This window comes from Shewanella youngdeokensis (genome assembly GCF_033180165.1).
In the GTDB taxonomy this organism is placed as follows: Bacteria; Pseudomonadota; Gammaproteobacteria; order Enterobacterales; family Shewanellaceae; genus Shewanella; species Shewanella youngdeokensis.
In genome coordinates, this window is sequence record NZ_CP136522.1 from 1,663,644 (window position 1) to 1,674,903 (window position 11,260).

At 42.9% G+C, this 11,260-nt stretch carries 10 protein-coding genes; 3 read left to right on the plus strand and 7 right to left on the minus strand.

Annotated features, from left to right (window positions below; all coding sequences use genetic code 11):
- Positions 1–41 precede the first annotated feature (41 nt).
- The 5 genes from RGE70_RS07155 to RGE70_RS07175 form a co-directional block, all read right to left on the minus strand.
- The gene (locus tag RGE70_RS07155) at positions 42–374 is read right to left on the minus strand and encodes a DUF3325 family protein (RefSeq protein ID WP_310470804.1); all 333 of its coding nucleotides are present in this window, start codon (positions 372–374) and stop codon (positions 42–44) included.
- Positions 367–2,034: a PepSY-associated TM helix domain-containing protein gene (locus RGE70_RS07160; RefSeq protein ID WP_310470805.1), complete on the minus strand. Its 1,668-nt coding sequence runs from the start codon at positions 2,032–2,034 to the stop codon at positions 367–369. Before RGE70_RS07160 ends, RGE70_RS07155 begins: the two co-directional genes overlap by 8 nt.
- A gap of 5 nt (positions 2,035–2,039) precedes the next feature.
- Complete coding sequence (locus RGE70_RS07165; protein ID WP_310470806.1) at positions 2,040–2,336, minus strand: hypothetical protein; 297 nt, start codon at positions 2,334–2,336, stop codon at positions 2,040–2,042.
- Positions 2,337–2,391: 55 nt separating this feature from the next.
- Entirely contained in the window at positions 2,392–4,383 is a 1,992-nt protein-coding gene (locus tag RGE70_RS07170; protein WP_310470807.1) for a TonB-dependent receptor plug domain-containing protein, read from the minus strand.
- Positions 4,384–5,104: 721 nt separating this feature from the next.
- Positions 5,105–5,761 carry a glutathione S-transferase gene (locus tag RGE70_RS07175; protein ID WP_310470808.1) on the minus strand — a complete coding sequence of 219 codons (657 nt, stop codon included), beginning with the start codon at positions 5,759–5,761 and terminating at the stop codon, positions 5,105–5,107.
- A gap of 272 nt (positions 5,762–6,033) precedes the next feature.
- On the opposite strand from RGE70_RS07175, the gene trhO reads away from it, so the two are divergent.
- The 3 genes from trhO (at position 6,034) to RGE70_RS07190 (ending at position 9,183) form a co-directional block, all read left to right on the plus strand.
- Positions 6,034–7,011: an oxygen-dependent tRNA uridine(34) hydroxylase TrhO gene (gene trhO, locus RGE70_RS07180; RefSeq protein WP_310470809.1), complete on the plus strand. Its 978-nt coding sequence runs from the start codon at positions 6,034–6,036 to the stop codon at positions 7,009–7,011.
- A gap of 266 nt (positions 7,012–7,277) precedes the next feature.
- Positions 7,278–8,648 (plus strand): molecular chaperone, encoded by a 1,371-nt coding sequence (gene yegD, locus RGE70_RS07185; RefSeq protein ID WP_310470810.1) that lies wholly within the window; start codon positions 7,278–7,280, stop codon positions 8,646–8,648.
- Between the two features lie 49 nt (positions 8,649–8,697).
- Positions 8,698–9,183 carry a CreA family protein gene (locus RGE70_RS07190; RefSeq protein WP_310470811.1) on the plus strand — a complete coding sequence of 162 codons (486 nt, stop codon included), beginning with the start codon at positions 8,698–8,700 and terminating at the stop codon, positions 9,181–9,183.
- Between the two features lie 144 nt (positions 9,184–9,327).
- Here the strand turns inward: RGE70_RS07190 and RGE70_RS07195 are convergent, their stop codons facing one another.
- The gene (locus RGE70_RS07195; RefSeq protein WP_310470812.1) at positions 9,328–9,900 is read right to left on the minus strand and encodes a type II secretion system protein; all 573 of its coding nucleotides are present in this window, start codon (positions 9,898–9,900) and stop codon (positions 9,328–9,330) included.
- A gap of 125 nt (positions 9,901–10,025) precedes the next feature.
- Positions 10,026–11,204 carry a cystathionine beta-lyase gene (locus RGE70_RS07200; protein ID WP_310470813.1) on the minus strand — a complete coding sequence of 393 codons (1,179 nt, stop codon included), beginning with the start codon at positions 11,202–11,204 and terminating at the stop codon, positions 10,026–10,028.
- Positions 11,205–11,260: the final 56 nt, after the last annotated feature.

Below are 11,260 nucleotides of genomic sequence, written 5' to 3' on the forward strand. Positions count from 1 at the left end.
TGATGATCGCCTAATAACTGCTACCCTTAAATTTGTGAGAGTTAGGTAAGCATTAGTGTCAATCCTAATATCGCAGACGCAATACACTGCTTGTAGAGGGTATGTGAAAAATAGCTAACCATCATCACTACCAAAAACGCTAGCAGGTTAAGGTTTATCAACCATAAAGTGACTCCTTCAGTGGCACCAAACGACAACACCATTGGCCAAGCAGAACCCAATAACAAGGGCACAGCAATCAGCCTGAGTCGATAACGGTGAGCCGTATTTTGGTTGTAATACCAATTCTTACGGCGTGGCACTGACATGGCCAAAGCCAATAAAATGATACTGATATAGGCAATTGCTGTTGATAATAAATAGTGCTCAAGCATGTTGCTTTTCTCCTTTTAGCTTGGCTGCTTCTTGCTGCTTTAATTGTGTCCGTTTAGCAGGTGCAGGTATATAGCGTAAGGCGAGTAAACTTAGTAATGCGACTATCAACAGGCCGACATCAATGAGTTGTACTATCAGTGGCATTTGCCACCAAGTCAGCACGTTACCGAGTCCGAGCATTGGATATAATAAAGACATATTAAATACAGCGAGTAACAGCGCCAAGACTCCTAGCAATTTTGTATGCTGGCGCCATGCATTTGCAGGTTTAACCCAGGCTGTATGAGCAATTAGAACTAACCACGACACACCCCAAACGGCTAGCTCTAGTGGTGCCCGGCCTGACATCGATTGAGGTAATAAGTGGTTAGCCCACATGGCAAGTAGAATGGATATTGGCAAGCCAATGATGGTGACCACATTCAAATGTTGTGCGATTACCACACCACGATGTGGCTGAGTATTTCGTTTACGTTTTTCTCGCTTTTGTACCCACATAATCAAACCAGTTGCGATCATTATGCAACCGAGCAAACCACCTAAAAAGTACACTGCGCGTGCAATCGGGCCGGCATGCAATTGTTGATGCATTTGCTCGAGTATATTGTTAAACGCAACGATATCACTTTGAGGAACTTTGGGGATCGCCGAACTTGTCAATTTTCCTTGGCTATCAAATTGCCATGTTCTGGCATTGGCGCCATGAGCGAGGTTGGACTCTTTTTGCCCTCGCACCAAAAAGCTTTGCTTATCTGTTCCCGGTTGGCGGACCATTATGGCACTAAGGCCATTTGGAGCTTCAACCTGTAGTTGCTTATAAATAGAGGTGAGAGTTGCCTCCATACCTTGTGAAACGGGCAGTTGTTGCAAAGCAGGTGAGGGTTGATACTGCATCTGTAAACCATGCTTACCTCCGCTAAGCTCTCTAAAGCTGCGTTTATCACCATCCATGGCAGAGTTAACCCCCCATGGGTTTAATAGAAACACAGTTAACAGCAAGCCACTAAAAATAAATACAAAGTGATAAGGCAGCGCCACCACTCCCGTCACATTATGCATGTCTTGCCATGATAACTGCCCACGTTTGGGCCTGAAGGTGAAAAAGTCGCTAAATATTTTTCGATGAATGACAACCCCGGTAATTAAAGCAATAAACATCACCATGGTAATTATTCCAACGATTGCCAAACCTGCCCCTTTAGGGAGGCCAAAGAGCATAAAGTGAGATTGCACTATTTTGCTCACTAAACGAGATTCTCGCGGAGCAATTGGCTCACCAGTTTGTGGATTTATTGACAAGCGCTTGCCACCAAACTTGCTTGGTCTTTCACCTGCTTCAAAGTACCGTAAGCTGGTGACTGGGTAGCGATCATCAGGCAGAGAAATAAACCATTCTGAAGCGCCAGATGCATGGGTTGTAAGGTAGTTAGCGACGGCCTTAAAGTTAGGGGTTGTCGTTGTACTTGCTTGATGGGCTTCTGGCCATGCCCATAACTTTAACTCTTCAGCATAAAAGCTGAGGGTACCGGTAAAAAATATAAGATAAAAAATCCAACCAAAAAACAACCCCGTTAGGGTATGCAGCCAACTATTGGCTTTTCGCACACCAGGGCCGCGGGCATTAATAATGTGTTTTTTTGTGCAATCTTTAATCGTCATGGTTATTAGCTCCACACTGTTAAAAATTGATAAGCAAATAGCAATAACGAGGCGAATGCCGCTGCGATTGCCCATGCATAGAGTGCGCTACGGGCACAAAATACCCATATCGATATTAAAGTAAATAGTAACAGTGACAGGGTTGTTGCCCTTTCAATGGCAAAAGCAACATTGGTATTGGGTAAGTGACTAAGGGTGGCCGTAAATAAGGCACATAAGAAATAGTTGCCTACAGTTGCTAATACCAAGCGCGCACTAAACTCAAGCCGATTCATGCCCAAGGGTATTGATTTAAATGACATCAGTAAATGACCTCAAAGGAAAAAGAGAAGTGCCCTTTGCAGGGCACAATATTTATTAGAATTTTGCTTGGAAGTTCAAGCGCCACTCCATCGGTTCAACGGCTGAATCGTTGGTGGTATCCCTTGTACTTTGTAGTAGGTTGTAGGCTGCAAAACTGACAGAGTAATGATTGCCAATCTCTTTAGTGACAGACAGGTTAAAATTATAAAAGTCATAAGGTGTTGACGTACTTGTGTATAGATAATCCTTATTCCATGCGCCCCAAGCATTAATTCCTAACGCCAGTTCAGGGTGGTAATACTGCATGTCTAAGCCATAAACTTGTTCGGCAGTAAAGGTTTGCGCTCCCCAAATACCGTCTTCATCTAATTGTTCACCATCAAGGTAATTTAAAGATGCTTTTAGATTGAGGTTTTCGGTAAGTTGGTAAGCGACTTCTGCCTCAATACCTTGCATATTGGATTCAAGTACGTTTATTCGCAACATGCTATCGCCGCCATTAATCGGCTCTCCGACTGCTTGGCAAGCGGCGTAGTTAGGGTCGCTAGATAACATATCAGTACAGACTGTTGACGAGAACTTATCTGTTAATTCTGTTTTGTAATAACCTACACTTGCTGTTAAGCGTTCGCCAAAAAATTCATATCGAACATCAAAACTGGTTGACTCTTCTGGCTTAAGGTCGGGGTTGCCCCATACTGTTCCATTGCCTTGGGTTTCATAGCTATAAAGTTCAGTTAACGTGGGGGCTTTATACCCTGTGCCGTAATTAGCCTTTAAGTAATGTCCTCGGACAAATTCATATGTTGTCCCAAATTGATAAGTAACTTTGTTACCAAAAGCACTATCGTTATCAAACCGAACAGATGGGATAAACATTAAGGTATCATCAAAAAATGACATCTGGTTTTGGGCATAGGCCGCATATCGAGTGATTACGTCTTCAGCTAATTCAACATCGGGGCGATCGATATTATCTCGTAAATAATCGGCGCCAATAACAAGAGTGTTGTAATCATTGATAATCCATTCATCTTGTACATCTGCGAGAATGGATGAAAAGACATCATAGTGGGTGACTGTGCTATCGTCATAGTTTGCCACTTCTACCTGATTCCAACCCAAGCTTGCGGAATATGAATGGTCTTCAGAGTAGCCATCAAAAATCATTGCAGTGTTAGCAATGGTTTTTCCTGCATACCTGTTTGATACCGCTGGTGACAGGAACCCATCATCATCGGTACTAAAACTATTGGTTTTTGAAATAGTCTCTACTTCGGAGTAGCCTGCTTCTAATCTAAGCTCGTGGCTATTATCTAATACATACCCAACCATGCCGTCAATATTGTACATGTCGCCATCTACTGAATATGCGGTTTTTCCTGCGGTTGTTAGGTCGTCTTCAGCGACCGGAATGTAACGTTTATAGGCACCGGATACTCGACCAAACACGTCACCTTGCAGGCCAAAGTCATGACTAAACGTTGTTTTGGTTTCATAATTACCGTGAGTGACACCAAATGTTGATAGCTCTTCTCGGTTGTTTTTAGTGATGATGTTGATCACACCCCCGATGGCATTAGAACCATACATTGAACCCGCTTGGCCCCTTAGCACTTCAATCCGTTCTACATTAGCGAGGTTGATACTTTCTGTTATGTAGTTCTGAAAATCCTTGTTGTTTTCCATTGCACCGGGCTTACGGCCGTTGACTAAGACTACGGTATAGTTAAAACCAATTCCTCGAAGGTTAATACCTCCTTTTTGCGAATAGATTTGAGCTCCTGACGCACGACCAATAACGTCCTTAACCGATGTTGCACCCATTGCAATAATGTCATCGGAAGAAAAGACTTCAATGGCAGAAGGCACTTTTTCAAGCAGCTGCTCTGAACGAGTACCGGTTACAACCATCGTTTCGGTATTGGTGTTAGAGACAGCGTCAGGTGCTTGCATGACTAGTTGTTCCTGTGCGCTGGCAGGGGTTACAACCAGAGTACCTAATGCTAACGCGACGACTTTGATTGTTGGTTTAATCTGAAACATTCACTGAGACCTTATTTGCTAATTTTTATTGTTGAAACTAAATGTATCGCAATGTAAACGCGAATCATTCCCATTAAGGGTTGCGATGGTTGCATTGTTTAAGCAGGTGTTTCTGTGATTTGAATCAAGTCTTTAACTTTAAGCCTTTTGTTTGGTAACAACTTTTGGTGGTTGCTCACACATTGCGCATATACATTGTAAAGATTGTTTAACAAGCAACCCCGACCTCTATGGTGAATAACGTATTAATTCTCCTATGCTGCCCACTTTATGAGCGAGGTTTAGCATGAGGTTGTTTTGCGGTAAACACTCGTATCATTACCTCTCCATAAATATCGATAGTAGGCTTAAAATTAATGATTTATGGTCATTCTAATGAATTGTTTTTGCAGTTAACTTTTTATGAGTGGCAAATCATATTTAGGTCGTAGTCGGTTACTTTTTAGGACGTTAAATCGGGTGTAAAACACGCAAGCTTACTGAGGTGTTTAAGGTAGGTGTCTGCGCTTACAAGGTAATGACTCAACGTTACATCTAGAGGTGTATAGCGCTTAAGACGCGCGGAATGGTTGGTTTAGCTGTGCCGGCATGTCACCGATGCTTTGGGCATGGTATTGAGTCAACAACAGATATAAAGTGAAGTGATTGGAAAAAGGTTACTCAATTAAACATCAAATTGCTGCAGACTAAATACCGGCTGTGAAAGCCGCCGATTAATTGCTTACTTTAACTGACCAAAAATAAAGGCTTGTTCGCTGTCGAGCCAGGTTGGGTACTTTTGCATAATGGCAATGAAATCATCGCTTTGAAGGTGGTTGCGTAACCAAGTTTGTACCTTTGGGTAAGGCGATTGCTCAAACCAAGCTTTATCGACGTGGGCAAACTGTCTAATAAAGGGATAGATGGCGTAATCAACAATACAGGCAGTGTTGGCGAGCAGTTGTGAGTGTTTGTTCAATAAGCTTTCTAACTGGGCAATAAAGACTTCGCCTTGTTGTCGATAGTACTGCTGGCTGTGCTGTGGATGGCGGTCTGCATACTTGTATTTGTCGAGCCAAGGTTTAAAAGAGTGGTCATTATAATGAATCAGTGCATTGGCTGCTTCTTGCTTGGGGTTTGTCGCGCTGACGAGTAAATTTTGTGGGTCGTGTTGAGCTAAGGCCCATTTCATGATCGCTAAACTCTCATCTATCACCTCGCCATTAGGTAAAATTAGCACAGGTACAGTGCCTTTCGGTGAGGCTTGGAGCATAGGATCGGGTTTATGCTTTAAGATAATTTCACGTAAACTAACCGTTTGCTTAGCAAGGTAGAGGCCTAACCTGGCACGCATAGCATAAGGGCAGCGGCGAAAAGAGTATAAAGTCGGTAGGGTCATCATCATTTCTTTTGTATGAACGAGAGAGTATTTTCATTACTTTACGAACAAATAACAATCAAAATTATAATTTTTACTGTCACTTAATAAATTCGACGCGCTCGCTGTAACGTCACACTTGCCCAATAAATAACCTTACTTTTTATACCTGTTTGTGTTGGTGCGATTGAGGTAGACTCTCGGTAAAAAAGTGTGAGCCGTATCACATTTGCGTATTACTGGTTTCGATGCACTGAAGATTAAGCTTCAGTTAGCACAATACAGAGGTTGTTATGTCAAAAGTTGTTGTTTGCGCGATGTATAAGTTTGTTGCACTGCCTGATTTCGTTAACATTCAAAAGCCATTATTAAAGGTTATGGAAGATTTTGAGATTAAAGGCACTTTGCTATTAGCGAGTGAAGGGATTAATGGCACCGTTGCGGGATCTCAGGCAGCAATTGAAGCGTTGCTAAAGTGGCTAGCGGCGCAGCCCGGACTTGATAACATTATATATAAACTCTCTTTTGATACAGAAATGCCATTTTACCGGACGAAGGTTAAACTCAAAAAAGAAATTGTCACCATGGGCGTTGAAGGTATTGACCCTAATAAAGTGGTAGGGACGTATGTGAAACCTAAGGACTGGAATGCACTTATTGCGGATCCTGACGTTTTGCTAGTCGATACCCGTAACGATTACGAAGTCAAAATTGGTACCTTCAAAGATGCTGTTGACCCACAAACCGCCACTTTTAGAGAGTTTCCTCAGTACGTAAAGAAAAACCTTGATCCTGCCAAACATAAAAAAGTCGCTATGTTTTGTACTGGTGGCATTCGCTGTGAAAAATCGACCGCTTTTTTAAAAGAGCAGGGCTTTGATGACGTTTATCACCTTGAAGGTGGAATTTTAAAATACCTTGAAGAGGTCGAGCCGCAAGAAAGCCTGTGGCAAGGTGAGTGCTTTGTATTTGATAATCGCGTTGCGGTTAACCATCAACTTGAAAAAGGGCAGTACAACCAGTGCAATGCTTGTCGCATGCCTATCACGGCAGAAGAGGAAGCGTCACCTCAGTTTGAACAAGGTGTCAGTTGCCCGCATTGCATTGATAAGTTAACCGATAAACAGCGACAACGGTTTTTAGAGCGTGAGCGACAGGTGCAACTGTCCAAGCAGCGCGGTGAAGCCCATATTGGCAGCGATGTTGCAGAGGTTATTCAAGCGCGGCGTAATCAAAAAAATCAACTTAAACAAGCGCAAAATCATTCATAAACCCAGTTTAAACAAGCCATAGCAAGTTTTGTTACTTTAACCATGACTTGCTTAGTTAACTGAGCATTACTGACAAATGCCATTAAAGTTGCATTTTACGGTGATGCTATTTACCAACCTGTAATACAAAGGCTAAATATTTTACGCTTACTTAAGCGCATTACCATTCAATGCCAGCTAGGAGCGTTTATTTGAAAAACGCTCTTTTTACTCTGGATTGACTGTGCTATTTTGCACGGCTTTTTTATGGTTAACGGGATCGGTTCATGTTTGTAGGTTTTGACTATGGTAGCGCTAATTGTGCCATTGGTGTTATGCAGGGCGAAGAAGTTAGTTTGGTCCCGCTGAATGGCGATGCCAAGTATCTTACTTCAACGCTTTATGCAATGGACCGAGATTTAATTGCTGAGGCTGTGTTAAAGCAGCTGCCTAAAGATCAACAAGCTCAATATACTCACCTACGTTCAGCGCAATTAAGTAAAGCTGCATTTGCTCGTCGTGAGCTAGATTTATTACCGCATGAACCGGCTGTATTTGTTGGTGACGCTGCGGTTGAAGCGTACCTAGAAATGCCCGACGAAGGCTTTTATGTGCGTTCGCCAAAGTCTTTTCTAGGCGCGACAGGTCTTAGAGAGAATCAAATTGCACTTTTTGAAGATATCGTCACATTAATGATGATGCACATAAAAAGCGCAGCTGAAAAAAGTATGGCTGCAACCAATGGTAAAATCACCCATGCTGTTATTGGTCGTCCGGTCAACTTCCAAGGAATTGGCGGTGAGCAAAGTAACCAGCAAGCTGAAGCGATTTTAACGCTTGCGGCCAATCGTGCAGGGTTTGTCGATGTCGACTTTTTGTTTGAACCGCTAGCAGCAGGAATGGATTACGAAGCATCATTAGATGAAGATGTTACCGTGCTGGTGGTCGATGTTGGCGGTGGTACAACGGATTGCTCAATGGTAAAAATGGGGCCAAGTCATATTGATAATCGTGATCGCAGCGTTGATTTTTTAGGCCATAGTGGCCAACGCATCGGTGGTAACGATCTTGATATTGCTTTATCAATGGCGGCCTTTATGCCACACCTTGGCTTAGGTAGCTTGATGAATAACAAGCTGCCAGTGCCGAGTAAACCTTTCTGGAACGCCGTGGCGGTAAACGATATTAGCGCGCAGCGTGAGTTTGTTACTTTAAACTCAAAACGACTTATCGAAGACTTAATTAAAGACGCGCAGCAACCAGCGTTGATTAAACGCTTACTTAAAGTGCAAAAAGAGCAACTTGGCTATCAATTAGTTCGCAGTGCAGAGCAAAGTAAAATTGCATTATCGAGCGACAGCAGTGTCGATACTCCACTTGGTTATATTGATACCGGTTTGCATGCCAACGTGACCGAAGCTGATTTCGAAAGCGCGATAACTATGCCGCTAAGTAAAGTTGAGTCATTGATGCGTGAAGCGTTGGAAGCGTCAGGAGTTAAGCCCGATAGAATTTACGTAACAGGTGGTACTGCACGTAGCCCGGCAATTTATAAGCGTATTTCTGGGTTATTCCCGGAAATTCCGATTGTTGTCGGAGATCACTTTGGTAGTGTAACCGCGGGTTTAACCCGCTGGGCGCAAAGAGTGTTTGCTTAATTTATTGTTCACGGTAATGTGCGTGTATATAAGTCTAAAAGGAAATTTAATGAACAAGTTAGCCAGAGTTAAAGTCGGAATTATTGGTGTTATATCCGCTGTCGTCTTAAGCGGCTGTGGTGATGATGTGGGTAAAGTTAGCCTTGGAATGTTTACCACAAAAGATGTGATTATTGACGCGCGCAAAGATCCTAAAATTGCCGGAGTGACTTGCCATATAAGCCGTATTGAAGCCAACTTAAGTTTGGCTGATCCGTCTGATATGAGTATTGCTTGTCGTCAGACTGGACCAATTACTGCGGCAGATCTTGCCAATATAGATACCAGCGCTAACGGTGAAGTGGTATTTAAAGCATCATTGAGTATTTTGTTTAAGTCGTTAAAAGTACGTCGTATTTATGATGCCGAGAACCAAACATTATTGTATTTATCTTACTCAACCAAAGAAACCAACGGTAGCCACAAACATGCGCTGTCTACAGTGCCGTTATATGGCACTAAAGCTTGGGTTGAGCCTGCAAGTTCAACTCATTAAATACCGCTTGGCAGGTTGTTTGTTTATCTTCAATAAAAGACAATTCGAATAAATACAAAGCCGCTATTAATTTTATTTAATGGCGGCTTTTTTATGATGTTGTCAGGCCGTTAGGCCCATTTATTTAGCATAGCGGAATAAGGGTTAATCGGTAATCTCACTCACTACAGTACCAGCAACAGAATCATAGATTATCTTAATTTCAGCCGTTTCACGACCGGCAGTATCATTGAGTGTACGCAGCACATAGGTGCACTGAGTCAGTCCTGTTGGGTTGGTGTCGGCTTGGTGACGATATGCCTGAAAGTCACTGTCATTATCAATAGTAGATAAAGACACACTGGCAGGGTCGTCTTGTAAGGTATTCCATAAGTCAACGCAACCTTGTTCGCCCTGACCAATATTGGTGGGCTGACCCATAGGGTTACCTTTATCAATACCTAGCGGGTAACCGAAATTATTAATATCTAACTCACCCCCAGCGTAACCTGGTAAATCGTTCATCGAGCTATTGCTGCCATGAATTTGCCATCGGGTATGGCTAAAGGTAATGGCTTGCTGGTAAGCCGCGGCAATAGCGTTAACGCGGCTGATCTCTGCATCACGTCTAAAGTCGAGAAATAATGGCGTCGCGACCACGGCTAAAATGCCGAGAATAATAATAACCACGACTAATTCAATTAATGTAAACCCTTTGCTTTTGAGGCTGACGAGCATCGCGTTCCTGTTTGTACAATAACCGTTGTGTTTACTTATTGTAGCTAAAGCATTGTATTTTTGAAACAATAAGCCGCTAAAAGTGCGGCTTATCATCAGGTAACGCATTCAGTTAACATTATAATTTACTTATTAATGACAGCATTATAACGTTCAAACGCAGCGGTTAAATCAGCGATTAAATCGTCGGTGTTCTCTAAACCAATGTGCAACCTGATAAGTGGTTTGCTGCTGTCCCAGCTTGTTGCGGTACGTATTTTATCGATGCCAAATACGCCCAAAATTAAGCTTTCGAAACCGCCCCACGAAAAGCCCATCTTAAAGTGTTTCATGTTCTCCACAAATGCTGTCACAGCTTGCAAATCGCCCTCTTTTAGCACAAATGAGAACAGACCATTAGAGGCGCTGAAATCACGTTTGAAAAACTCATGACCAGGACAAGTGTCAAATGCTGGGTGACGTAAATGGTCAACTTCAGGGCGACTATTAAGCCAGTTAGCTACTTTTAGTGCATTTTGCTCATGTTGAGCTAAACGGATCCCCAAGGTACGTAAGCCACGGCTAGCAAGGTATACATCGTCTGGAGAAGTACATTGACCCAACAGATAACTATTTTCTCGCAAAGCTTCCCAGTGCTTTTCATTGGCGGTGGCGGTGCCCATCATGACATCAGAGTGGCCAACAATGTATTTAGTCGCAGCTTGAATTGAGATATCGACGCCCATTTCAAAGGGGCGAGAGTTGATAGGAGACGCCCAAGTATTATCGAGCATGACCACAATATTGTGCTCGTGGGCAATGCGGCTAAGGGTTGGGACATCTTGAATCTCCATGGTGATTGACCCAGGAGATTCTAAAAACAACACCTTGGTGTTGGGCTGAATAAGTTCTCGAATACCTTCACCTATCATGGGGTCGTAGTAAGTGGTGGTGATCCCAAAACCGGCTAATAATTTATTGCATAAGTCGCGTGTCGGCTCATAGGCACTGTCGACCATTAGTAGGTGATCGCCGGCCTTTAAAAATGATAATAAACTGTTGCTGATAGCAGCGCTTCCAGAAGGGTACAACGCAGTGCCAACACCACCTTCAAGTTCGGCGATTGCAGCTTGAAATGCAAAGTGAGTTGGGCCGCCACGGCGACCATAAAACATTTCGGCATTGGCTTTATTTTTGGCTGCAAAACGCAGTTCATCCATGGTGTCAAATATCATGGTTGACGCCCGATAAACCGGTGGGTTAATGACTCCTTGAGTCCATTTTTTATCGCGGCCAAGAGTGACTATCTGCGTTTCTTTTTTCATTGGTAATTATTCCACAGTAAGGTATTCGAGCTTTAGCCATCTTAACATCTATACGG

What these genes read in the sequence shown, in the direction of transcription:
- RGE70_RS07155 (WP_310470804.1), bottom strand. Translation starts at nt 374, where the DNA reads ATGCTTGAGCACTATTTATTATCAACAGCAATTGCCTATATCAGTATC.
- RGE70_RS07160 (WP_310470805.1), bottom strand. Translation starts at nt 2,034, where the DNA reads ATGACGATTAAAGATTGCACAAAAAAACACATTATTAATGCCCGCGGC.
- RGE70_RS07165 (WP_310470806.1), bottom strand. Translation starts at nt 2,336, where the DNA reads ATGTCATTTAAATCAATACCCTTGGGCATGAATCGGCTTGAGTTTAGT.
- RGE70_RS07170 (WP_310470807.1), bottom strand. Translation starts at nt 4,383, where the DNA reads ATGTTTCAGATTAAACCAACAATCAAAGTCGTCGCGTTAGCATTAGGT.
- RGE70_RS07175 (WP_310470808.1), bottom strand. Translation starts at nt 5,761, where the DNA reads ATGACCCTACCGACTTTATACTCTTTTCGCCGCTGCCCTTATGCTATG.
- trhO (WP_310470809.1), top strand. Translation starts at nt 6,034, where the DNA reads ATGTCAAAAGTTGTTGTTTGCGCGATGTATAAGTTTGTTGCACTGCCT.
- yegD (WP_310470810.1), top strand. Translation starts at nt 7,278, where the DNA reads ATGTTTGTAGGTTTTGACTATGGTAGCGCTAATTGTGCCATTGGTGTT.
- RGE70_RS07190 (WP_310470811.1), top strand. Translation starts at nt 8,698, where the DNA reads ATGAACAAGTTAGCCAGAGTTAAAGTCGGAATTATTGGTGTTATATCC.
- RGE70_RS07195 (WP_310470812.1), bottom strand. Translation starts at nt 9,900, where the DNA reads ATGCTCGTCAGCCTCAAAAGCAAAGGGTTTACATTAATTGAATTAGTC.
- RGE70_RS07200 (WP_310470813.1), bottom strand. Translation starts at nt 11,204, where the DNA reads ATGAAAAAAGAAACGCAGATAGTCACTCTTGGCCGCGATAAAAAATGG.